This window comes from Streptomyces sp. NBC_01276, from assembly GCF_041435355.1.
Classification (GTDB): Bacteria; Actinomycetota; Actinomycetes; order Streptomycetales; family Streptomycetaceae; genus Streptomyces.
Genome location: NZ_CP108442.1, coordinates 1,527,247 through 1,550,981 on the forward strand (window position 1 = coordinate 1,527,247; position 23,735 = coordinate 1,550,981).

At 71.9% G+C, this 23,735-nt stretch carries 21 protein-coding genes; 12 read left to right on the forward strand and 9 right to left on the reverse strand.

Annotated elements, in window-relative coordinates; all coding sequences use genetic code 11:
• Positions 1-3: 3 nt before the first annotated feature.
• From OG295_RS06430 to OG295_RS06480, 11 genes are all read left to right on the forward strand, one after another.
• A complete protein-coding gene (locus OG295_RS06430; protein WP_371675982.1) occupies positions 4-939 on the forward strand; it encodes a hypothetical protein in 936 nt (311 codons plus the stop codon).
• Positions 940-1,030: 91 nt separating this feature from the next.
• Entirely contained in the window at positions 1,031-3,070 is a 2,040-nt protein-coding gene (locus tag OG295_RS06435; RefSeq protein WP_371675983.1) for a PEP/pyruvate-binding domain-containing protein, read from the forward strand.
• Between the two features lie 13 nt (positions 3,071-3,083).
• Complete coding sequence (locus OG295_RS06440; RefSeq protein ID WP_371675984.1) at positions 3,084-4,571, forward strand: ARMT1-like domain-containing protein; 1,488 nt, start codon at positions 3,084-3,086, stop codon at positions 4,569-4,571.
• 20 nt (positions 4,572-4,591) lie between these two features.
• Entirely contained in the window at positions 4,592-4,987 is a 396-nt protein-coding gene (locus OG295_RS06445; protein ID WP_371675985.1) for a hypothetical protein, read from the forward strand.
• A 248-nt stretch (positions 4,988-5,235) separates the two neighbouring features.
• Positions 5,236-5,358 (forward strand): hypothetical protein, encoded by a 123-nt coding sequence (locus OG295_RS06450; protein WP_371675986.1) that lies wholly within the window; start codon positions 5,236-5,238, stop codon positions 5,356-5,358.
• A 161-nt stretch (positions 5,359-5,519) separates the two neighbouring features.
• Positions 5,520-5,915 carry a BlaI/MecI/CopY family transcriptional regulator gene (locus OG295_RS06455; RefSeq protein ID WP_371675987.1) on the forward strand — a complete coding sequence of 132 codons (396 nt, stop codon included), beginning with the start codon at positions 5,520-5,522 and terminating at the stop codon, positions 5,913-5,915.
• The gene (locus tag OG295_RS06460; protein WP_371675988.1) at positions 5,912-6,820 is read left to right on the forward strand and encodes a M48 family metalloprotease; all 909 of its coding nucleotides are present in this window, start codon (positions 5,912-5,914) and stop codon (positions 6,818-6,820) included. Before OG295_RS06455 ends, OG295_RS06460 begins: the two co-directional genes overlap by 4 nt.
• 129 nt (positions 6,821-6,949) lie before the next feature.
• Complete coding sequence (locus OG295_RS06465) at positions 6,950-7,429, forward strand: GNAT family N-acetyltransferase (protein WP_371675989.1); 480 nt, start codon at positions 6,950-6,952, stop codon at positions 7,427-7,429.
• A 316-nt stretch (positions 7,430-7,745) separates the two neighbouring features.
• Entirely contained in the window at positions 7,746-8,648 is a 903-nt protein-coding gene (locus OG295_RS06470; protein ID WP_371675990.1) for a class I SAM-dependent methyltransferase, read from the forward strand.
• 151 nt (positions 8,649-8,799) lie between these two features.
• Positions 8,800-9,243 carry a Fur family transcriptional regulator gene (locus OG295_RS06475; RefSeq protein WP_371675991.1) on the forward strand — a complete coding sequence of 148 codons (444 nt, stop codon included), beginning with the start codon at positions 8,800-8,802 and terminating at the stop codon, positions 9,241-9,243.
• Between the two features lie 237 nt (positions 9,244-9,480).
• Positions 9,481-10,533, forward strand: a complete 1,053-nt coding sequence (locus OG295_RS06480) for a LuxR C-terminal-related transcriptional regulator (protein WP_371675992.1) — start codon at positions 9,481-9,483, stop codon at positions 10,531-10,533.
• A gap of 154 nt (positions 10,534-10,687) precedes the next feature.
• Here the strand turns inward: OG295_RS06480 and OG295_RS06485 are convergent, their stop codons facing one another.
• The 3 genes from OG295_RS06485 to OG295_RS06495 form a co-directional block, all read right to left on the reverse strand.
• Entirely contained in the window at positions 10,688-10,813 is a 126-nt protein-coding gene (locus OG295_RS06485) for a hypothetical protein (RefSeq protein ID WP_371675993.1), read from the reverse strand.
• A 197-nt stretch (positions 10,814-11,010) separates the two neighbouring features.
• A complete protein-coding gene (mshA, locus tag OG295_RS06490) occupies positions 11,011-12,327 on the reverse strand; it encodes a D-inositol-3-phosphate glycosyltransferase (RefSeq protein ID WP_371681122.1) in 1,317 nt (438 codons plus the stop codon).
• 168 nt (positions 12,328-12,495) lie between these two features.
• Positions 12,496-14,070, reverse strand: a complete 1,575-nt coding sequence (locus tag OG295_RS06495) for a class I tRNA ligase family protein (RefSeq protein ID WP_371675994.1) — start codon at positions 14,068-14,070, stop codon at positions 12,496-12,498.
• Positions 14,071-14,383: 313 nt separating this feature from the next.
• Between OG295_RS06495 and OG295_RS06500 the strand changes: the two genes are divergently transcribed.
• Positions 14,384-15,127 carry a PIG-L deacetylase family protein gene (locus OG295_RS06500; protein WP_030237734.1) on the forward strand — a complete coding sequence of 248 codons (744 nt, stop codon included), beginning with the start codon at positions 14,384-14,386 and terminating at the stop codon, positions 15,125-15,127.
• Between the two features lie 49 nt (positions 15,128-15,176).
• On the opposite strand, the gene OG295_RS06505 is transcribed toward OG295_RS06500, so the two are convergent.
• Genes OG295_RS06505 through OG295_RS06530 form a run of 6 tightly spaced genes read right to left on the reverse strand, consistent with a single transcriptional unit; the run spans position 15,177 to position 23,735 of the window.
• Entirely contained in the window at positions 15,177-15,851 is a 675-nt protein-coding gene (locus tag OG295_RS06505; protein WP_371681123.1) for a maleylpyruvate isomerase family mycothiol-dependent enzyme, read from the reverse strand.
• Positions 15,848-17,254, reverse strand: coding sequence for an adenosylhomocysteinase (gene ahcY / locus OG295_RS06510; protein WP_371675995.1), 1,407 nt, complete (start codon positions 17,252-17,254; stop codon positions 15,848-15,850). Before ahcY ends, OG295_RS06505 begins: the two co-directional genes overlap by 4 nt.
• A gap of 35 nt (positions 17,255-17,289) precedes the next feature.
• Positions 17,290-20,745: a methionine synthase gene (gene metH, locus OG295_RS06515; RefSeq protein ID WP_371675996.1), complete on the reverse strand. Its 3,456-nt coding sequence runs from the start codon at positions 20,743-20,745 to the stop codon at positions 17,290-17,292.
• Positions 20,742-21,725, reverse strand: coding sequence for a carbohydrate kinase family protein (locus OG295_RS06520; protein WP_371675997.1), 984 nt, complete (start codon positions 21,723-21,725; stop codon positions 20,742-20,744). The genes metH and OG295_RS06520 overlap by 4 nt, the downstream gene beginning before the upstream one ends.
• A 1-nt stretch (position 21,726) precedes the next feature.
• A complete protein-coding gene (gene metK, locus OG295_RS06525; protein WP_371675998.1) occupies positions 21,727-22,950 on the reverse strand; it encodes a methionine adenosyltransferase in 1,224 nt (407 codons plus the stop codon).
• Complete coding sequence (locus OG295_RS06530) at positions 22,947-23,735, reverse strand: 4'-phosphopantetheinyl transferase superfamily protein (protein WP_371675999.1); 789 nt, start codon at positions 23,733-23,735, stop codon at positions 22,947-22,949. Before OG295_RS06530 ends, metK begins: the two co-directional genes overlap by 4 nt.

Consider the following 23,735-nt stretch of genomic DNA (forward strand, 5'->3'; position numbering starts at 1 on the left):
CCCATGGCCTATCCATCGCTGTCCCCCCTGGTTGAACAAGGTCTGCTGGACGAGATCCTGGACAACCTGGGCTTCATCCACGCGAATGACCACTGCCGCCGCAACTGCACGCACTGCCCGGCCTTCGGCGACACCTCACCCGTGCAGATGACCCCGTTCGCGACCCTGACCCGGCTGGTCCGGGACGTCGGCGAAGCCTTCCGGGACCGGGGCATCTCCCCCAAGCGCAGCATCGTCTCCTGGCGGATCAGCGACCCGCTCGACTACCACGTCAGGGACGGCGAGACCACGCGGAACACCTTCGACGTCGCCCGGATCTGGCGTGAACACCTGGGGCAGGGACTCTACCTGGTGACCAACGGCAGCGAGGGAAAGCGCTTCGCCCGGACCGCGCTGCGCCAGATCGCCGCCCGGCCCGACGTGCTCTCACAGGCCAAACTGACCATCACTCCCTGCGACCAGGGCTGGGGCAGCGAGCGTTACCTGCAGAACATCGCCGATGACATCTCGGTGCTCGCGCCGCTGTGGGACCTGGGCTCGACGCGGATGGAGGACCCCGACGGCCTGCGCTTCCGGATCAATCTGAAGTCGACGGCGGACCGGCGCGAGGAGGCACTGGAATTCATGGCCCGGGCCATGGACTTGGCCGGTCTGGACGCCGGCGCGGCGCAGAAGGCGTTGGCCGATCCGCGCCGCATCTCGGCGAAGGACATCTACGACCTCGGCTCGTACGTCGGCGACAGCCCCGTGGTGAACGCGATCAGCATCAAGGGCGAGGGCGGCAAGCGCTTCAAGGACACCGCGCAGACCCGCTCCCACCACCAGTACGGCATCTACCCTGACGGGGCCGTCCGCGTCATTGACATGTACGAGTTCAAGGTCTACGAGGCGACCGGGGAGGGCGGCGCCCCGCTCCGGGTCGACCTGCGCGCCGCCTGACCCGCTGTCCGACCCTGGGTCTGACCTACTGTCCGACTCAAGGTATGAGTCGCCGTCATGGCAGCCGGAAGCATCAAGGAACAGGAATCAAGTGAACGACATCCGAGTCGTCCCGCTGTACCGGGCCGACGAGCATCCCGTGCTGCTGACCGGCGCGAAGGCGCAGGCCCTGGCACGTCTGCACCGCGCCGGCTTCCGGGTCCCGGACGGCGTCTGCGTGACCTCGGCCTGGTTCCAGGACGTCATGTCCCGTACCGGGATCGGCGACACCGTCGAGCAGAACCTGCGGGATCTGAGCGCCGTCCCCACCGGTACCGGCCGCGCGCTGGAACTCATCCGACGGGCCGTCATCCAGTCGCCGTGGCCGGCGGACCTGGTCGAGGAGGCAAGCGCCGCGGCGCAGTCGCTCCTCGACCAGGGGCCCGTCATGGTGCGCTCGTCCGTACCCGTCGAGGACGGCGCAGGGCAGTCCTATGCCGGAGTGTTCCACTCCGAGGGGCCACTGCACACGGTGCCGGAGGTACTGTCCTCACTCGCCCGCTGCTGGGCGGCGCTGTACTCGGCCCGCTGCTACTCCTACTCGCGCGGCCAATTGCCGCAGGAGTACGCCGCGTTCCTGCAGACCTGGGTGCAGCCGCAGGCACACGGTGTGCTGTTCACCAAGGACCTGTTCACGAGCGACGGCGGCCCGGTCACCGACTTCGCGTGGGGCAGTGCGACCGACTCCACCTCGGGCGAGGGTCCGACGAACCGGCTCCTCCTGTCGGACGAGGCCGCGCTGCCCGACGGTCTGCCGGATGCTCTGCCCGACGGTCTGCGCGAGGAGTTGCTCTCGCTGGCCAAGCGCAGCGAACAGCTCTTCGGTCTGCCGCTCGACGTGGAGTGGGTGTGGAACGAGGGCCTGTTGCACACGCTCCAGGCCCGACCCATCACCCACGGCCGGACGCCCGCCAAGGTGACCGGCGGCTGGTGGCCGGATTCCGACGTCAGCGGCCTGTACGACGTCGACCTCGGCAACTGTCGCGCCCGTTTCGAGGGCGCGCTGCAGAAGCACATCTGGCTGCGCAGGCAGTGTGCGGCCGTCGGCGTGGAGACCTACCGCGAGGCGTACATCGTCTACGGGGAGCAGGACGTCCGCCGGCTCGCCGACGACCTGGCCGGCTACCTGCGCACCGAGTTCGTCCAGATCAACTGGGGTGGCCGCGGCACCGGAACCGTCGCGAAGCTGGCCGACCTGGCCGACCACCTGCTGCGCGGACGCGAGCGCAACGCCCTGTCCGACCCCGCGTTCAGCGCCGCGCACATCGGCGAGATCGTCCCCGCGGAGGCCTCCGGCTTCTCCGCACTGCTCGGCGACGGAACCGTCATCGTCGAGGCTTTCCCCGCCGGCCTGCCCGGCATCAAGGAAGGCGGCCTCGTCCCGTCGGTCTTCACCATCGCCCCCGGCGGACCCATCGTCCGCGTGAACATCGCGGAATTCAGCCGTCGTTGTCACATCGAGCCCGGTGAGGGCTGGTGGTGGCGCCCCGAGGACACCGCCCCATACACCTTCGACCGTGCCGACGGCGAGGTCCTCGACATCGCCCGGATCACCCGCGACCTGTGCGGCGCCCTGGGCGAGGCCCGGCTGGAGTGGTACACCGCCGACGGCCGGGCGATGATCCGCGACGTCAGCCTTGAGGGCCGCGGTCTGGAGGCGCGCACGGCCGATGTCGGGAGGGTCATCTCCACCGGGATCGCCGCGGGCACGGTGCTCGCCCTGCCGGACCTCTCCGAACTCGACGAAGCGGCACGGGCATTGGAAGTCAGTGTGGTCGGCTTCGGCATGGACAACCCCGCAGTGCTGTCGGACGACCGCATCACCGCCGCCGTCGATGCCATCCGGCAGAAGAACGGTGTGATCGTCGTCGCCGAGTACCCCTCAGCCGGGCTCATCCCCCTGGTGGACCTCGCCTCGGGCTTCGTCTTCGAACGCGGCAATCTGCTCTGCCACACGGCCATCGTGCTGCGCGAGCGCGGCGTGCCGGCGATCGTGGCACCCGGCGCCGGGAAGTGGCTGCGTGACGGCATGAAGGTCGAGCTCTCCCCAGCGGGCCTGGCCGTCCTCGACCCCGAGGACCGGACTTGCTGAAGGGCGAGCACCGGTGAACGCGCTACAGGTCGGCCTGTGTCCCCTCGACCTCACCGACGAACGGCACGTGCGGCGCCTTCTCTGCGACGACTCCCGGGGAAGCGCGGCAGGCAGTCGGCTGCTGACCCGCCCGGACTTCGTGCCGGACGGCTTCACCGTCGCCGAGCGGATGACGGGGCAGGTCCTGCTGCACCCCTCTGAGCGCGCGTTCGACCCCTGGCTTTCCCGGCTGATCGCGGACAAGCTGGCCCGGATCGCCGCCCCGGCAGGGCGCAGCGCCGTCACTGACCCGGCGGTTGCCGCGTTCTGCCGGGACCAGACGCTTCGACTGCTGGACCACACCTGGGAGGAATCGCCCGCGACACGATCCGCGAGCGACTCTCCGGCCAACTCGCTGAGCAACCAGGAACTGCCGTCCGTAGTGGACCGGGTGATCGCCCACTGCGTGCTCGGTGATGTCCGCGCGCCGGTCGCCACCCACCTGCGGTACGCCGATCGCGGGGTGAGCGTCGCCGTGGCGCTCGCCCCGCTCGTCCTGGAGCGGTGCGGAACCGACCTGTCGCGCCTGCTGCGGTACAGCCTGGCGGCCGGCCTGCTCGGGGCGGAGCAGAAAGCACGTGCGCCCGGCCCGGGCGCGCGCCTGCCCATCGACGCGTCGGCCACTCCCGTGGCCACCGCGCGGAAGCTGTGGCCCAGGTACCGGGCGCTGGCCGAACGGCCCCTCCAGGTGGACCACTGGGCGGAGTTCGCGAGCGAGGTACTCGACGGTCCGAGACGGCTTGTGTGGTTCTTCGACGACTGCGCCGAGACGGTGATCGACCTCCTCCTGCTCACCCGCTTGAAGGAAGCCAACCCCCAGCTGGAAATCACCATGGTGCCCAAGTCCCTGCCCTGCTACACGGACGCCGACACCGGCCTGCTGCTCCGGCTGCTCGCCACTCCCAGCCTGCAGGCGCTGGGCGTAGGAGGGGCGCTGCAGGCCTCGGACGTCTGCCGCTTCGGCCCGACCATGGCCACGGCCAACCTGCGCAAGCTCTCCCCCGAACTGGCCGGGCAACTGGACGCGGCGGACTGCGTCTTCGTGAAGGGCACCAACATCCACGAGATGTTCCAGGGCGGGATCGACAGGCCGATGTACACCGGGTTCGTCCTGGTGAGCGAGTTCAACGAGAGTGCGATGGGGGTGGACGCCTCGTCCGCCCCCCTCTTCCTCGTCCACTCCGGGCCCGGCGAGTACGCCCACTGGGGCTTCGAAGGACGCGAATCCCGTACCGTCCGGTACTCGGACCAGCGCCTCGTCCGGCTTTGCTGGAGTACCTTGACGGACCATCAGTTCAGAAAGAACTGCGACGACCCCGCCGTACTGCGCGAGGAGCTACGCCGGCTGGACTCCCTCACCGAACGCGTGCTGCCCAGGACCCGCCCCGCACTCGACGGCGAAAAGGCACTCGTCCACCAGGCACTGCGGCGCGTCACCGGCAGCGCCCCGCGAATCCCGTGACCGACACCAGTGGAGCAGACGTGCACGACCCCCGAAACGACCTGCACGACCCCCGAAACGACCTGCACGATTCCCGGAACGACCTGCACCATTCCCGGAACGACTGGCTCGACGACCTGGCGGCCCTGACCGCCGGAGCCGTCGAACGCTTCCCGCGCCACAACGACGCCTTCCACCTGGTCTCCCGCCTGGCCGAAGAGGCCGGTGAACTGGCCCAACAGGTCAACCACATGGAGGGCATGGGCCGCAAACGCGAAGCCCACGGCGAGCCTGACCCCGACCACCTCACCAAGGAGGTCCTCGACGTTGTCCGCTGCGCCGTCGCCATTGCCGCCCACTACGGCTGCCTGGCCAACCTCCGCACCCTCACGTCGGCGAAGCTGGACTCCTATCGCCGCGAAGGGTGGGCGCGCTGACCGTCGGTCCTCCGCCTGACCGCTCATCGCCGTGCCGTCAGTGCCGGTCCGCGGAATCGCTCCCTGGCCCTGGCAGCGTTCAGGCCGAATCGGTCCTGACCAGCACGCTCACGAGGTCACGGGACTTTGCGACGGCCCTGGTTCCGGTACGGCGAGATCGGGCGGGCTCCCCGTCGCCGGCCAGGCGGCAACAGCCTGCGGCTGCGCGGCTTCCGGGCCGCCGCAACTGATGGCTCCAGTCCTGTGCCGTGACCCTGCTCGACGGGCACCTGGGCTCCTGCGCCACCGAGGCCATCGCCGAGGGCGGGGACGCGGCGAAGGCCAAGGTGGACGAGGCCATCCGGGCCGTCGCCCGGCTGATCCGCGCATAAACCCGGCCGGTACGCCGACCGCCCCTCCACACGAAGCGGTTCGTGGAGGGGCGGTCGGCCTTTCCGTGCCCGCCCGGGGCCCGCGTACCGGGCCGGGGTATGCCACCGGTGCCGGGGCGGCCCGTACGATGAGCCGCTCGCGAGGGGGAAGGCGGAAAGCGATGCGCGTACGCCGGCTGGGAGAGCTGGAGGCCGAGATCATGGACCGGGTGTGGCTGTGGGAACGGCCCGTCTCCGTCCGCGAGGTCGTCGACGACATAAACCGGCGCCGCAAGGTCGCCTACACCACCGTGATGACCGTGGCCGACATCCTGTACCGCAAGGGCTGGCTGAGCCGCGAGAAGTCCGGCCGCGCCTGGATGTACGAGGCCGTGCGCAGCCGTGAGGAGTACACCGCGGCGCTCATGCAGGACGCGCTCGGCGACAGCCAGGACCGCAAGGCCGCGCTGCTGCGGTTCGTCGAGGTCATGTCCCACGAGGACGTGGAGGCGCTGGACGAGGCCCTGCGCGCGGCCCGTCCCGGCCGGCCCGCCGGCGAGCCGGGGGGCGGCCGGTGAACCACCACGTCCTGCCGCCCCTCGGACTGGCCCTGATCACCGGCCTGGTCCTCCCGTGGATGCTGGTCCGCGCCCACTGGGCGCAGCAGGTGCCACGGCTGGGACTGGCCGTGTGGATGCTGTGCGGTGCGGCCTTCGCGCTCTCCGTGGCGGTCCTCCCGGCGCAGTTGCTGCTCCCCGAGGAGACCAGTCACCGCCTCGTCGACGTGGTCCTGACGCTGCACCCGCCCTCCCCGGACCGGCTGGCGGCCGCCACGGGCCGCGAGTGCCTCGCCGCGGCGGCGGCTTTCGCCGTCCTGGCACTGCCCGGAGCCGCCTTCGTACGGGAGGTCGTGCGGGCACGGCGCGCCCGCGGCCGGCACGCCGAACTGCTGCGGCTGGTCGGCCGCTACGACGCCCGGCTGGGCGCGACCGTACTGGACGACGCGCGCCCCGCGGTGTACTGCCTGCCGGGGCGCTCGCGCCGGGTCGTGGTCTCCTCCGGGGCGGTGGCGGTCCTGACGGAACAGGAGCTGGCCGCGGCCCTCGCACACGAGCGGGCCCACATCGGCGGCCGGCACCATCTGCTGGTCGCCGCGGCCGGGGCGTACTCGGCGGTGTTCGGCAGGGTCCCGCTGGCCCGGATCGGCGGGCAGGCCGTACCGCTGCTGCTGGAGATGGCGGCCGACGACCGGGCGCTGCACGGCTGTTCCCGTGACGCGCTGGCCACGGCGCTGTACGCGCTCGCGGCGGGGCGCGCGCCGCGCAGGGCGTTCGCCGCGGGCGGGCCGTCGGCGGCGGTGCGGATGCGGCGCATCCTGGCTCCCCGGCACGCGGGGCATCCGGTGCTGCGGGGGCTGCTCGCGGTGGCCACGGCGGTGGCGGCCATCGCCCCGGCGGTCGTCGCCTGTTGCTGGACGGGCTGATAGCGCGACACCAACCCGGCTATTTACTAAGCCAATTCGTAGATTTCCCCTCGCTCCCGACCACTCGAATTGCCCGCTATTCTGGGCGCGTGCGGGCTCAGGACCGGTACGGCGAGAGGTGCGGAACAAATGCTGCTGGCTGACGTGCGGACGGCAGCGCCCGGCGACGCGACGGCGATTTCACGGCTCCTCGCCGAAGCGATTCGCACCGCCTACGCCGAGATCCTGGGAGAAATCCGCGTCGGCCGGCTGGTGTCGGACCATTGCGCACTGCCCCGTATTCGCGCGGAAATTGAAATTCCCGGCGGGGCGCCCGGCTGGCTCGGCTGGCTGGTCGCCACCGACGCGGACGGACGCGTGGTGGGGGCGGTCTCGGGCGGGCTCCCCGTCGCCGGCCAGGGTGAGATCTACGCCCTGTGCGCGGATCCTGCGCGGCTGCGGCAGGGGATCGGCACGGCCCTGCTGGCGGGCGCCACCGAGCGGATGCGGGAGCACGGGGCGGCCGCCCAGCGGATCGGCCTGCCCGCCGAACGGGCCCCGGCCCTGCCGTTCTTCAACCACCACGGCTTCACCCCGCTCACACCGGTCAGGCTCGGCCGCACCCTCTGACGGCCGCCGGGCCCCGCCGCAGCCGGCCCGCGGACGCCGCTCCCGGCTCCCCGCTCCCCGCTCCCCGCTCCCCGCTCCGCCGACGCTCGCGGCTCCGCCCCCGTTCCGCCCCGCCGACGCCCCCGGTCGCCCTCCGACGCCTCCCGGCCGCGCGCCCGGGTTCGTGGCAGATCCACGCCATCGCGTGTTCACGCAGCCCCTCGCTCTGGCCCAAGTCCCTTGCCACGGGAAAGGATTCCACCAGCGGCGCGCGGTACCCGACGGCACGGGAGACCCGCCCACGGAGCGTCGGAGCGAGCGAGCCCCTGGAGGAGCGATGCACACAACGAGCGGCACTTCCCTGTCCGTCAGGCCGGTCCCGCCCGCCGCGCCCGCCGCCCTCGCGCCGGTCCTGCCGTCGGCGCGCGCGACCACCCACCCGGCCGCGCTCACGGGCACCCCGGGGGACTTCCCGCCCGGCCTGGAATCGGTCGCGCCGGCCGACGAGGACGCGGGCTGGCTGCACGACGCGCTGCTCGGCCCGCACAGCGCGGACGTCGTCGGATACCTGCGCCTCGCGCGGGACTGCGGCGGCCCGGTCCTGGACCTGGGTTCCGGCGCCGGAAGGCTGGCGGTGCCGCTGGCCCGCCAGGGGTTCTCCGTCGAGGCCGTGGACCGGGACCCCGCCTGCCTGGAGCGGCTGCGGACCTGGGGCGCGCGGATCGGGCCGCAGGTGTCGCGGCTGCTGGTCACCACCCGGGCCGAACTGGCGGAGCTGAGGCTGCGGCGCAGGTACCGGCTGGCCCTGCTGGCCGGGACGATGGTCTCGGCCGTGGCCCCCGACGCCCGCCCCGGGCTGCTGCGCGAGATCGCCGCGCACCTGGAGCCGGGCGGCGTGCTCGCCCTCGACTACACGGCGCACCGGATGCGGGACCTGGCGCGGGAGCCCCGGCGCGCGTACGCGTTCCAGGTGCCCCGGTTCGACGGGATCGAGGAGTGGGCGGCGGCCCGGCAGGTCTTCGACCTGGACGGCATGAGCGAGCACGTCACCTACCACTGCGTGCGCACGGGCAAGCTGAGTACGGAGCGGACGGTGCTCAGCACCCGCAAGTGGATCGTCGAGCCGGAGCGGCTCGACGCCGAACTGCGTGCGGCGGGGCTGCGCGTGGAGCGCAGTCGGCGCCACCGCCTCGACGAGCGGACCGAGAGCGTCCTCCTCGTCTGCCGCGCCGACCGCTGAGCGCTCGGCTCCGGCACCGACTCGGGCACCGGCTCCGGCACCGGCACCACCGCGGTCCCGCTCCGCTCCCCCGCCGCCCGCTCCACGGGGACCGGCAAGAGGTACGATGCCCCCAAAGGTTTGAGTGGACCAGATGGCGGATGGTGGCGGAGTGAGGGCTGTCGTGGAGGAGCCGACCGGCCGCGAGGCGGTGATCCAGCGCCTCCGCGACGTGGGCCTGCGCGTCACGGGACCGCGCCTCGAAGTGCTCCAGGTCCTGGCGGCGGGCGGCCACATGGACGTCGAGTCGATCACGGCCGCCGCCCGCGAGCGGCTCGGGACGCTGACCAGCCAGGCCGTCTACGAGATGCTGCGCCACTTCCTGGAGACCGGTCTGGCGACGAAGTTCGACCGTCCCGCGCTGCCCGCCGTCTTCGAGATCGCGGGCCCGCCCCATCAGCACGCGCTCTGCGTGCGCTGCGGCCGGGTGGAGAACGTCGCGGCGGAGGTGCCGGAGCCGGCCGACGCCTCGCTCCGCTCCTGGCGGATGGGCGAGGGCGCGGAGATCATCTTCAAGGGGCTGTGCCCCGACTGCCTTCGGGCGCAAGAGGACTAGACCCCTTCTCGCCCCGGACGTGCGGGAGTTGGGCCCGCGAGCCCGTTCCGCACCGGCCGCGCGGGAGCCCCGCGGGAGCCGGGCGGCGACCCTTCCGGAGCCATCGGGCGCGGAGGCGCGCACTCCAGAGGGCTATTGTGACCCCCGTCACATCCGAAACACGGGGGCGCGGGCCCTCCCCCCGGCATGTGCCAAAGTGTGACTGTCGATTCGTAAGAAGAGGGGGTCGCTTTCGCGATGGCAACGGGCGACGGCAGGGACGGCATCCAGTCCGCCGACAGGGTGCTGGCGCTCTATCAGGAGCTGCGCCTGCGCGGGGTGTCCAACCTCCACGAGGTCTTCCGGGAACTCGGCCTGGAGCCCGAGGAGTCCGAGAAGTGGCGCGCGGAGCTCGCTTCCCTCGGCCTGATCGTACCGACGGGCACCACCCACGCCACCCGCGACGACCTCCAGTCGGGCGCCTGGGAGCCGGGGCCCGACGCGGTCGCCGTCGTCGATCCGGAGATCGCCCTGCTGCGGATGCTCCAGGGCGAGCGCGAGCGGCTGCGGGAGCACCTGGACGAGTCCGACCGCGCGTACAGCGCGCTGGAGACCCTGGTCGGACGGTTCCTGCGCCCCGGATCGCTGAACGGTTCGGAGGTCGAGGTGGAGATCCTCGACGACTACGGGCGGATCCAGCAGGTGCTGGAGGACATCACGGACGTCATCCGGCACGATCTGACGTCCATGCACGTGACGGCCCTGGTCCGGGAGGTCGCGGACCGGGTGCTCAGCCGCGACCGCCGGCAGATCGACAACGGGGTGCGCATCCGCGCCATCTACCACCAGCGGATCACCACCTCCCCGGAGGCGGTGGAGATGCTCCGCCGCCGCGTCGAGGCCGGTGTCGAGATCAGGCTGTCGCCCGCCGTCCCGATGAACATGATCATCGCGGACCAGCAGTTCGCCGTGCTGCCCGTACACCCCGACGACCGCGCGGCCGGCGCGATCCTGGCCCGCGGCCCGGCCCTCGTCCGTTCCTACCTGGCGCTGTACGAGCACTGTTGGCACGCCGCGACCCCGTACGGCGACGACGTCGCACCGGAACTCGGCGGCGACGGGCTGTCCGAACAGCAGCGGGCCGCGCTGAAGATGCTCGCCTCCGGCATGAAGGACGAGAAGGTCGCCCGCACGCTGGGAGTTTCCCTGAGGACGGTGAGCCGCATGCTGTCCGAGCTGATGCAGGAAATGGGGGCGTCGAGCCGCTTCGAGGCCGGCGTGCGCGCGCAGCGGCTCGGCTGGCTCGACTGACCCGAAATACCGGCGCAATACTCCGGGGGCCGGAGAACGGGGCCAGAGCAGGGGGCCGGAGAAGAACGGAGCCGCGGGCCGCCGGGCCGGGGAACGGAAAAGGCCCCGCGGCCGCCCGGGGGCGATCACGAGGCTTTGCCGCGCGGCGGTTCCGTCAGTCCCAGCCGTTGCCGTCGGGCCGGACCGCCGACACGGCGGTGACGGCGGCGGTACAGAGCGGACGGACGGGGGCCGCGGGGCGGGCGCCTGCGGGCGTTCCGGTGGCGTGCGCAGCGAACATGATTTCCTCCAGGAATTCAGAACGTCAATTCCGTCTCCGGGGATCCGTGCCGCCGGTATTCCTTCGAAGACATCTCCATTGTCCTACGGAATCCACGGCCGGTTCGGATTCCTGTAGCGCCTCTGAGGCGGATCTGAAGTCCATCGCCCGCCATTCCGGGCGGAGTTCATACAGATGTTACGCCTGCATACCTTTGGTCACCCCAAAAGAGCTGTTAGGGTGGGCTTCCGGCCTTCTCGGCCCTCCAGGTGAGAGGCGCCGGCGAGGCAGGAGCGTGCCGTCGCTCCTGCCTCACCCGTATCCGGCCCCGTACGCTCCTCGCGCAGCACGTCCCGGTACACCTCCAGGGTCCGCGCCGCCGCGGCCCGCCAGCTCATCGCCCGCGCGTGCCGGACCGCCGCCTCCCCCATCGCGGCGCCCGCCCGCGGGTGCTCGGCGAACCAGCGCAGCCAACGGGCGTACTCGACGGAGTCGTTGCCGTGCACCAGCACGCCCGTCACCCGGTCCCGCACGGCGGTCGGGAGTCCGCCGACCGCCGAGGCAAGGACCGGGGTCCCGCACGCCTGGGCCTCCAGCGCGACCAGCCCGAACGACTCGCTGCGGGAGGGCACCAGCAGGACGTCCGCCGCCCGGTACCAGTCGGCCAACTCGGCCTGCGGGACGGGCGGGTGGTGGCGCAGGACGTCCGACACCCGCAGCTCCCGCGCCAGTTCCCAGGCGTCACCGAGCGGCCCGGCGCCCGAGTTCCCGCCCACCACCGGGACGATGGTCCGCTCGCGCAGCCCCGGCGCGTCCCCCAGCAGCCGGGCGATCGCGCGCACCATCACGTCGGGGCCCTTGAGGGGCTGGATGCGGCCCGCGTACAGGGGGACGAACGCGTCGGCGGGCAGACCGAGCCGGGCCCGCGCCGCGGCCCGGCCCCGGCCGGGGCCGAACGTGCGCAGGTCGACGCCCGGCCGGACGATCTCGGTGCGGCGGGCCTCCGCCCCGTACAACTCCCGCAGGGCCCGCGCCTCCTCGCCCGTGTTCGCGATCAGCCGGTCGGCGGAGCCGACCACCTGGTGCTCGCCGCGCACGCGCAGCTCCGGCTCGGGGGTGTCGCCCTCGGCGAGGGCCGCGTTCTTGACCCGGGCCAGGGTGTGGGCGGTGTGCACGAGCGGGATCCGCCAGCCGGCGGCGGCGATGCGGCCCGCCTGGCCGGACAGCCAGTAGTGCGAGTGGATCAGGTCGTAGCGCCGCCGCTCCTTGAGCAGCGCCAGCGAGAACGGCACCACGAGGGCGGGCATGTCCTCCTTGGCCAGGGCCGCGCGCGGACCCGCCTCCAGGTGGCGCACGCCGACGCCGGGCGCGAGGGTGTCGCGCGGCGGGCGGGCCTCGCCCCGGCAGCGGGTGAACAGGTCCACCTCGACGCCCTGTTCGGCGAGGGCGCGGGAGAGCTGGACCATGTAGACGTTCATGCCGCCCGCGTCCCCGGTGCCGGGCTGGTGCAGCGGCGAGGTGTGGACGCTGAGCATGGCGACGCGCAAGGACACGTGGGGCTCCTACGGGGAAGGGCCACGTACGCCCGGCACCGCCGGGCGACCGGCGCGCGGTCACGCGGCGAAGGAGGGTTTCTGTCGTCGTGCAGTCGTACGGTGCCGGGCGCTCGCCCCGGACCGGGAGGCCGGCCCGGAGCCGGCCGGTCAGAAGCCGAACACCGGCCCCGAGGGCGGGGCCAGCCGGGTGCCCGGCGCGGGCGGGGCGAGCACCTCGGCCCGGACCGGGCCTCCGGGTTCCGCGCGCAGGGCCGCGGCGAGCCGGTCGGCACCCTCCGGCATCACCGGGCGGGCCCAGGCGCCGAGGGCGCGGGCCACGGCCAACTGGGCCGCGAGCACCGGCAGGTGCCGGCCGCCGGCGGTGGGGCGGTGCGCCTCGTGCGCGTTGACGTGGCCGAAGTCGGACACCGACCGCACCATCTCGTCGAGCAGCGCGACCGCCCTGCGGGGGTCGAAGGACTCCGGCGAGTACGCCTCGCGCAGGTCTTCCAGCCCGCGCAGCAGCCTGCGCTCCAGCACCTCCCAGCCGGTACCGCCGGGCAGCGCCTCGGGTACCCGTCCCGAGCTCTGCTCGCGCACGGCGGCGAACAGCCGGGACAGCCAGCTGTTCCAGCTCTCGTCGAGCTCGCGGCGGGCGGCGGCGAGCCGGTCCGGTTCGAAGGCGGTGCGGCGGCCCAGCGGCCGGGCCTGGAGCACGTGCCGGCGCAGGGTGTCCGACCCGTACTCGGTGATCAGGTCCAGCGCCCAGGCCTTCTGGCCGGTGCCCCAGACCAGCGCCTCGTCCTCGATGACGTACGCCTCGTTCACGCAGAAGCGCTGCGGCAGCTTCTCACCCCGGGCGAACAGCAGGACCGGCAGGAGGACGGCGTGGCAGAAGGCGTGGCCGAAGCCGCAGAAGTGGATGGCCCGCTCGGGCAGCGGGCGCTCGCCGTGGCCGAAGAGGTGCATCGCGGCGGCCTCGAAGCAGCCGTCGATGCGGTGTTCGGGGAAGCCGTCCACGGGGACGGGCAGCCCCCACTCGGCGGGGTGGGCCACCGCGATGTCCGGCAGTCCGTCCTCGACGAGCGACTCGCACAGCGCGGCCAGGCGCGGCGGCAGCCCGGTGGCGGCCCAGTACTCGGCGAGGGCCTCGCGGTGCGGCTCCAGCGGGATGTAGAGGCGGCGGCAGCGTCTGGGCACGGCCGGGGTGCCGCACTGGGCGCAGTGCGGCCCCAGCAGGTCCCCGCCGTCGTTGGGGCGGGCGCACTCGTGGCACATGCCGCCGTCGCTGACGGCCGCGCAGTGCGGGCAGGAGCCGGTGACGTGCGCTCCGTGGAGGAAGCGCCCACAGGGTTCGCAGTAGGGCGTCAGGCGGGTGCGGGCGGCGATGACGCCGTCCGCGTACAGCCGCCGGAAGAGGTCGCCCAGCCAGCGCGCGTAGCCCCGGTCCTGGCGCGGGCGGACGATGTGGTCGAACTCGACGCCCGAGCGCAGCCAGTCCGCCGTGATCGCGGCGCGGTACCCCTCGGCCACCTCCTCCGGCTTGCGCCCCGCGCGGAGCGCCCGGACGTGGACGGAGCTGGTGTGATCGGCGGTACCGGTGGTGAACAGGACGGGTTCGCCCTCGGCCCTGAGGTACCGGGACAGCACGTCCGCCGCGACGTACGGTCCGGCGAGGTGGCCGACGTGAAGTTCGCCGTGGGTGGCCGGCGGGGTCGCGGTGATCCAGACGGGGGTGCTCATGGGACCTCCTTGACGCTGTGGAGCGAAGTACGCAGCGAGGCTCGGAACGGAAGGGGGCGCGGACCTCCTCGCTCCGCACGGCGCGCACGGGGGCGGCGGGAGCGGAGGAGAGCGGGGTGCCCACCTCAGAGTGACAGAGAAACGAACCGTGCGGTCTGGTATGGGCTTGCGCGTTCACGCCGTTGCGCGGACACGCCAGTCGGACGGCCCGGCGGACGGCGCGGCGGACCGGTGTTGGCGTACTCGCGACATGACGCCTGTACGCCAAAGGGGCCGCCTTGCGGCCCACGGCCGCGCCCAACAGGCTGACCTCATGGAACACTTCGCGACCGATCGCATAGACCGCAGCGCCCCCGAATCCCTGCTGGTCGTGGCCGCGCACCCGGACGACATCGAGTTCTGCGTGAGCGGGACGGTCATGCGGTGGATCGCGCAGGGCACCACCCGCGTCACGTACTGCATCGTCACGGACGGCGGCGCCGGCGGGTACGACGAACAGCTCCCCCGCCAGGCCATGGGCGACCTGCGTCGCGCCGAGCAGGTGCACTCGGCCAAGCGCAGCGGCGTCGACGACGTCCGCTTCCTCGGCTACCCCGACAGCTACGTGGAGGCCGGCGTGGAGCTGCGCCGCGACCTGTGCCGGGTGATCCGGCAGGTCCGCCCGCAGCGTGCCGTCATCCCGAGCCCGGAGATCAACTGGTCCCGCATCGCCGACCTGCACCCCGACCACCGGGCGGTGGGCGACGCCGCGCTGCGGGCGATCTACCCGGAGGCGCGCAATCCGTTCGCGCACCCGTCGCTCCTCAAGGAGGAGGGCCTGGAACCGTGGATCGTGCCGGAGCTGTGGCTGATGACGGGCCCGACGCCCAATCAGTACATCGACGTCACGCCCGTCTTCGACCGCAAGGTGGAGGCCCTGCGCATCCACACCTCGCAGACCGCGCACTTCGACGACCTCGCGGGACTGCTGCGGGAATGGCTGGGCGAGCACGCGCGGGCGGCGGGGCTGCCCCCGGGCCGGATGGCCGAGGCCTTCCAGGTCGTGCGGATCGACTGAGTCCCGCCCCCACCGGGTCGGTGGGGGCGGGACCTGTCGGTGCGGGCGGTCACCGGTAGATGAGCAGCTCCGGCTCGGTCGCGCCCGTCAGCGCGTAGCGCGTCGCGACCAGCGGACGGCCCGAGTAGAGGCGGATCAGCGTCGTCGCGTCGCCCACGAAGCGCGCGGCCGGACGGCCGGGCACCTCACCGCCGAGGACGAGCGGCCCCGTGTGGCCGTCGACGGCCGCGATCAGCCGGGGCGTGTCCCGCCTGCGGCTGGCGGTACGGAGCAGGGGCAGGGCGAGGGAGAGGCTGTGCCCGCCGTACGCCCCCGGTTCCCCGAACGCGTCCCGTACGTCGCCCGCGTGGATCCACTCCCCCAGGGCCACCGTGTCCAGCGTGCCGTCGCCCGCGGCGATGGCCGGGCCGGCTTCCGTGAGCCCGCGTTCCAGCTCGTCCACGATCCTGGCCACCGGCCAGTCCGCCCGCTCGGCCACGTCGGCGGCGTTGGCGGCGGGGAGGAAGACTCCCTCCTCCAGCCGGCCCTCCACGATGCGTACGAGGGCGGCCGCGCAGTGGGCCAGGACGTCCCGGACCGTCCACCCCGGGCAGGCGGTCCGCAGCCCGTACGCGGCTTCCGGCGCGCGGCGCAGGAGCGGGACCAGCGCGTCCCGTTCGGTGCGCAGCAGCAGGTCCGGCAGCCAGGGGTCGCGCACGTCGTCGTCGGTGTCCACGGCGCTCAGTAGCGGTAGTGGTCGGGCTTGTACGGGCCCTCGACCTCGACGCCGATGTAGGCGGCCTGCTCCGGGCGCAGGGTGGTGAGCTTGACGCCGAGGGCGTCGAGGTGGAGGCGGGCGACCTTCTCGTCGAGGTGCTTGGGCAGCACGTAGACGTCGGTCGGGTACTCCGACTGCTTGGTGAACAGCTCGATCTGGGCCAGGGTCTGGTCCGCGAAGGAGTTCGACATCACGAAGGACGGGTGACCGGTCGCGTTGCCCAGGTTGAGCAGGCGGCCCTCGGACAGCACGATCAGGACCTTGCCGTCGGGGAACTTCCAGGTGTGGACCTGCGGCTTGACCTCGTCCTTGACGATGCCCTCGATCTTGGCCAGGCCGGCCATGTCGATCTCGTTGTCGAAGTGGCCGATGTTGCCCACGATCGCCTGGTGCTTCATCCTGGCCATGTCGGCGGCCATGATGATGTCCTTGTTGCCCGTGGTCGTGATGAAGATGTCGGCGCTCTCCACCACGTCGTCCAGCGTCGCGACCTGGTAGCCGTCCATGGCCGCCTGGAGGGCGCAGATCGGGTCGATCTCGGTGACGATGACGCGGGCGCCCTGGCCGCGCAGGGACTCGGCGCTGCCCTTGCCGACGTCGCCGTAACCGCAGACGACGGCGACCTTGCCGCCGATCAGGACGTCGGTGGCACGGTTGATGCCGTCGATCAGGGAGTGGCGGCAGCCGTACTTGTTGTCGAACTTCGACTTCGTCACGGCGTCGTTCACGTTGATCGCCGGGAACAGCAGGGCGCCGGCCTGGTGCATTTCGTAGAGGCGGTGGACGCCGGTGGTGGTCTCCTCCGTCACGCCGCGGATCCCGGCGGCCAGGGCCGTCCAGTCGATGCCGGTCTTCGCCAGCAGGTCCAGGACCAGGGCCATCTCCTCGTTCTCGGCGGTGGCCGGGTCCGGGACCGCCCCGGCCTTCTGGTACTCGACGCCCTTGTGGACCAGGAGCGTCGCGTCACCGCCGTCGTCGAGGATCATGTTCGGACCGGCGTGGCCGGGCCAGGTCAGCGCCTGCTCCGTGCACCACCAGTACTCCTCCAGCGTCTCGCCCTTCCAGGCGAACACCGGGATCCCCGCGGCCGCGATCGCGGCGGCCGCGTGGTCCTGCGTCGAGTAGATGTTGCAGGACACCCAGCGGACGTCGGCGCCCAGGGCGACGAGGGTCTCGATCAGGACCGCGGTCTGCACGGTCATGTGCAGCGAGCCGGTGATCCGGGCGCCGGCCAGCGGCTGCGCCCCGGCGTACTCCCGGCGGATCGACATCAGACCCGGCATCTCGTGCTCGGCCAGGGTGATCTCCTTGCGGCCGAAGGCCGCGAGGGAAAGGTCGGCGACCTTGAAATCCGTGAATGCGGCGGTCATGCGGTGTGCTCCTTGAAGGTGTCCGGCATCGGAGGTCATCTGCGGCCTCCCGCGTTGAAGTAGTTGGCGTCGGGGTGGTGGACGACCAGAGCATCCGTGGACTGCTCGGGGTCGAGCTGGAACTCCTCCGAGAGGTGGACACCGATCCGCTCCGGCCGGAGCAGCTCGGCGATCTTCGCCCGGTCGGCGAGTTCGGGGCAGGCCGGGTAGCCCAGCGAGTAGCGGCAGCCCTGGTATTCCGTGCGGAACATCCCCTCGACGGAGGCGGGATCGCCGCCGTCGATGCCCATTTCGGCGCGGACGCGGGCGTGCCAGTACTCGGCCAGGGCCTCCGCGAGCTGGACGGAGAGGCCGTGCAGCTCCATGTAGTCGCGATAGGCGTCGGCGGCGAACAGGCGGGCCGTCTCCCGGCCGATGCGGCTGCCCACGGTCACCACCTGGAGGGCGACCACGTCGACCTCTCCGGAGTCCTCGGGGCGGAAGAAGTCCGCGAGGCACAGGCGGCGGCCGCGGCGCTGGCGCGGGAAGGTGAACCGGCTCCGCTCGCCGCCGTCCTCGTCGAGGACGATCAGGTCGTCGCCCTTGGAGACGCAGGGGAAGTAGCCGTAGACCACGGCCGCTTCCAGGAGCCGGTCCGTGTGCAGGCGGTCCAGCCAGCCGCGCAGTCGGGGACGGCCCTCGGCCGCGATCGACTCGGGCGACTTGAGGCCCCACTGCCCCTTGAAGAGCGCCTGCTCGTCGAGCCAGTCCGCGTACTCCTTGAGCTGGATCCCCCTGACGACCCTGGTGCCGAGGAAGGGCGGCTCGGGCACCGGGTGGTCGACGGACACGTCGGAGCGGCCGGCCGGTTCGGGTTCCCGTACGTCGAGTACGGCGCTGCGCCGGGCCACCCGGCGCTGCTTGAGGGGCGGGAGGCTGGCGCCGGGGACGCCGCGCTTCACGCCCATGAGGGCGTCCATGAGGCGCAGGCCTTCGAAGGCGTCGCGGGCGTAGCGGACTTCGCCTTCGTAGATTTCGTGGAGGTCCTGTTCGACGTAGGCGCGGGTGAGGGCGGCGCCGCCGAGGATGACGGGGTAGTCGGCGGCCAGCTTGCGCTGGTTGAGCTCTTCCAGGTTCTCCTTCATGATCACGGTCGACTTGACCAGGAGACCCGACATGCCGATGACGTCGGCCTTGTGTTCCTGGGCGGCTTCCAGGATCGCGGAGACCGGCTGCTTGATCCCGATGTTGACGACGTTGTAGCCGTTGTTGGTCAGGATGATGTCGACGAGGTTCTTGCCGATGTCGTGGACGTCTCCGCGCACGGTGGCGAGCACGATCGTGCCCTTGCCCTCGTCATCGGTCTTCTCCATGTGCGGCTCCAGATAGGCCACCGCCGTCTTCATCACCTCGGCCGACTGCAGGACGAACGGCAGCTGCATCTGACCGGAACCGAACAGCTCACCGACGACCTTCATACCCTCCAGAAGGGTGTCGTTGACGATGTCCAGCGCCGGCCTGCTCTCCAGCGCCTCGTCCAGGTCCCGCTCCAGGCCGTTCTTCTCCCCGTCGATAATGCGGCGCTGGAGCCGCTCGTCGAGCGGGAGCGCGAGGAGCTCCTCGGCGCGGCCGGCCTTGAGGGACTTGGTGTTGACGCCCTCGAAGAGGGCCATCAGCTTCTGGAGGGGGTCGTAGTCCTCGGTGCGGCGGTCGTGGATCAGGTCGAGGGCGGTGGTGACCTGCTCCTCGTCGAAACGGGCGATCGGCAGGATCTTCGACGCGTGCACGATCGCCGAGTCCAGACCGGCCTTCACACACTCGTCCAGGAACACCGAGTTCAGCAGCACACGGGCCGCCGGATTCAGACCGAAGGAGATGTTCGACAGACCGAGGGTGGTCTGCACGTCCGGATGACGGCGCTTGAGCTCACGGATCGACTCGATCGTCGCGATCCCGTCCTTGCGGGACTCCTCCTGACCCGTGCAGATCGTGAACGTGAGGGTGTCGATGAGGATGTCCGACTCACGGATCCCCCAGTTCGACGTCAGATCCGCGATCAGACGCTCCGCGATCGCCACCTTGTGCCCGACCGTACGGGCCTGACCCTCCTCGTCGATCGTCAAAGCGATCAGCGCGGCACCGTGCTCTTGGGCCAGCCGGGTCACCTTCGCGAAGCGGGAATCGGGACCGTCACCGTCCTCATAGTTCACGGAGTTGATGACCGCACGCCCGCCCAGCTTCTCCAGACCCGCCCGGATCACCGGAACCTCGGTCGAGTCCAGCACGATCGGCAGCGTGGAAGCCGTCGCGAAGCGGCCGGCCAGCTCCTCCATGTCCGCGACACCGTCACGGCCCACGTAGTCCACGCACAGGTCCAGCATGTGCGCGCCCTCACGGATCTGGTCCCGGGCCATCTCCACACAGTCGTCCCAGCGGGCCTCCAGCATCGCCTCACGGAACTTCTTCGACCCGTTCGCGTTCGTCCGCTCACCGATCGCCATGTACGCCGTGTCCTGCCGGAACGGCACCGTCTGGTACAGCGACGCCGCGCCGGGCTCCGGCCGGGGTTCACGGACGGCCGGGCTCAGGTCACGGACCCGCTCCACCACCTGCCGCAGGTGCTCCGGCGTCGTACCGCAGCAGCCGCCGACCAGCGAGAGCCCGTACTCACGGACGAAGGTCTCCTGCGCATCCGCCAGCTCCGATGCCGACAGTGGATAGTGCGCCCCCTCCTTCGTCAGGACGGGCAGACCCGCGTTCGGCATGCACGACAGCGGGATACGGGCGTGGCGCGCCAGATAGCGCAGGTGCTCGCTCATCTCGGCGGGGCCGGTGGCGCAGTTCAGGCCGATCATGTCGATGCCCAGCGGCTCCAGAGCCGTCAGCGCCGCACCGATCTCCGAACCCAGCAGCATCGTGCCGGTCGCTTCCACCGTCACCTGCACGATCAGGGGCAGGTCCCCCGCGCCGCACCAGTCCAGGGCCCGGCGGGCGCCGATGACGGCCGCCTTGGTCTGGAGCAGGTCCTGGGTGGTCTCCACCAGGAGGGCGTCCGCGCCGCCGCGGATCAGGCCCTCCGCGTTCTGCTGGTAGGCCTCGCGCAGGGGCTCGTACCCCACGTGTCCGAGGGTGGGCAGCTTGGTGCCGGGGCCCATGGAACCCAGTACCCATCGGGGCCGGCCGTCCCGCGCCGTGAAGGCGTCCGCCGACTCGCGGGCGATCCGGGCGCCGGCCTCGGAGAGTTCGTAGACCTGCTCCTCGACGCCGTATTCGGCGAGGGCCGCCAGGTTCGTGCCGAAGGTGTTGGTCTCGACGCAGTCCACGCCCACCGCGAAGTACGCGTCGTGCACGGACCGGACGATGTCCGGGCGCGTGAGGTTGAGGATCTCGTTGCAGCCCTCCAGCCCCAGGAAGTCGTCCAACGTGGGGTCGGCGGCCTGCAGCATGGTGCCCATGGCGCCGTCCGCGACGACCACGCGGGTCGCGAGCTCCGCGCGCAGTGAACGTCTCATCGCAGCCTCCTCAGGTGCGCGGCCAGTTCCGTCGCGCTCGCCGGGCCGTAGGCGGATCGCAGTCCGGCGAGCAGGGATTCCCGGGACAGGTGGTACTCCTGGGTACCGGTGTGGCCGAGTACGGTCGCGGCGATGGCGCAGCCCAGCTGGGCCGCGTACCGCTCGGGGACGCCCCACGCCGTACCGGCGAGGAAGCCGGCCCGGAACGCGTCGCCGACGCCGGTGGGGTCGACGACCTCCGGTACCGGCACGGCGGGTACGGTCAGCGGCTCGCGGTCGGCGGCCCGGATCCGTACGCCGGCTTCGCCGTGGGTGGTGATCCAGGAGCCGACCCGGCCCAGGACCTCGTCCTCGGTGAAGCCGGAGCGCTCGCACAGCAGGGCGGACTCGTACTCGTTGGTGAACAGCCGGTGCGCGCCGTCGATGAGATCCCGCACCTCCTCCCGGGTCAGCCGGGCCAGCTGCTGCGAGGGGTCGGAGGCGAAGGGGACGCCCAGGGCACGGCAGGCGTGGGTGTGGCGGAGCATGGCCTCGGGGTCGTCCGGTGAGATCAGCACCAGGTCGGGGCGGCCGCCGCGGGCGACGACCTCGCGGAGGTCGATCTCACGGGCCTCGGCCATGGCGCCCGCGTAGAAGGTGGCGATCTGGTTCTGGTCGGCGTCCGTGGTGCAGACGAACCGGGCGGTGTGGCGGGTGTCGCTCACGCGGACGGAGCCGGTGTCCACGCCGTGGTCCTTCAGCCACACCCGGTACGGTTCGAAGTCCGCGCCCACGGCGCCCACCAGCAGGGGGTGCAGTCCCAGCACGCCCAGGCCGAACGCGATGTTCGCCGCCACTCCGCCCCGCCGCACTTCCAGTCCGTCGGCGAGGAACGACAGGGAGACCCGGTCCAGCCGGTCCGCCAGCAGCTGTTCGGCGAACCGGCCGGGGAAGGTCAGCAGGTGATCGGTCGCGATGGATCCCGTGACAGCGATGCGCATGTCAGACCCCGGCGGCCTTGCGCAGCGCGTGGACGCGGTCGGTGCGCTCCCAGGTGAAGTCCGGCAGCTCGCGGCCGAAGTGGCCGTAGGCGGCGGTCTGGGCGTAGATCGGCCGCAGCAGGTCGAGGTCGCGGATGATCGCGGCCGGGCGCAGGTCGAAGACCTCGCCGATGGCCTCCTGGATGCGCTCGTCGGGCAGGGTGCCGGTGCCGAAGGTCTCGACGAAGAGGCCGACGGGCTCGGCCTTGCCGATCGCGTAGGCGACCTGGACCTCGCAGCGCGCGGCCAGACCGGCGGCGACCACGTTCTTCGCGACCCAGCGCATGGCGTACGCGGCGGAGCGGTCGACCTTCGACGGGTCCTTGCCGGAGAAGGCGCCGCCGCCGTGGCGGGCGTAGCCCCCGTACGTATCGATGATGATCTTGCGGCCGGTGAGGCCGGCGTCGCCCATCGGGCCGCCGATCTCGAAACGCCCGGTCGGGTTCACCAGCAGCCGGTAGCCCTCGGTGTCCAGCTTGATGCCGTCCTCGACGAGCTGCGCCAGCACGTGCTCCACGACGAACTCGCGGATGTCCGGGGCGAGCAGCGAGTCCAGGTCGATGTCCGCGGCGTGCTGCGAGGAGACGACGACGGTGTCGAGGCGGACGGGCTGGTCGCCGTCGTACTCGATGGTGACCTGGGTCTTGCCGTCGGGCCGCAGGTAGGGGACGGTGCCCTCCTTGCGGACCTGGGTCAGGCGGCGCGAGAGGCGGTGCGCGAGGTGGATGGGCAGCGGCATCAGCTCGGGCGTCTCGTCGCAGGCGTAGCCGAACATCAGGCCCTGGTCGCCGGCGCCCTGCCGGTCGAGCTCGTCACCCGCCTCACCGGTGGCGGCACCCTCGACCCGGCTCTCGTACGCCGTGTCGACGCCCTGCGCGATGTCGGACGACTGCCCGCCGATGGACACCGACACCCCGCAGGAGGCGCCGTCGAAGCCCTTCTTGGAGGAGTCGTAGCCGATGTCGAGGATGGCTCCGCGGACGAGTTCGGCGATCGGCGCGTACGCCGTCGTGGTGACCTCGCCGGCGATGTGGACCTGGCCGGTGGTGATGAGCGTCTCGACGGCCACGCGGGAGGCCGGGTCCTCGCGCAGCAGCGCGTCGAGGACGGTGTCGCTGATCCGGTCGGCGATCTTGTCGGGATGTCCTTCGGTGACGGACTCGGAGGTGAACAGCCGCTTGCTCATGCCTGCCCCACCTTGGCCGTGAAGAAGTGGGTCTCGATGGCGGCGAAGGTGCGGATCTCGTCGACCTCCAGGGTCTCCATCTGGATGGACCGTCCGCTGTGCTGTTCCAGCAGGAAGACGAACTCGACGAAGGACAGCGAGTCGATGAGCCGGTTCTCGATGAGGTCCAGGTCGGGAGCGATGTCGTCGAGCTCCTCGTGGCGGGCGAGGAGCCAGTTCTTCATGAACTGCAGACCGTCGGACATGGTGTCTCTCCTTGGGGTGCCGTGTGTGGTGGGGGTGCCGGCCGCGGTTCCGGAGTCGTGGGCGACGGCCGGAACGGGCGGAGCGGGTGGAACGGGTGGAGCAGGTGCTTGCGGCGGGCCGGGCTCCAGCACCGGGGTGGCGACCGCGACCGCGTAGTCCACGTCGTGGCTGATGGTCACGGTGACCGCGGCGATGCCGGACTCGGCGGCCATCGCCGCCGCCGGGCCGCCGAGTTCCACGAGCGGCCAGCCGCCCTCGGAGCGGTGCACGACGATGTCCAGCCAGGGCAGGAACGCGGCCCGGACACGGAGGGTCTTGAACGCCGCCTCCTTGGCGGCGATCCGCCCGCACAGGCCCAGGACGTCGAGCCTGGCGGAGGTGCGGCAGTCGGCGAGTTCGCCGGGGGTGAGCATGCGCCGGAAGAAGTCCTCGCCGTAGAGGGTGAGGAGCCGGCGGACACGGGTGACGGACACGATGTCCATGCCGAGGTTCGCCCAGCCCGGGCCGCCCGCCGGCGGGGCGACGGGTCGGGTCTGCAC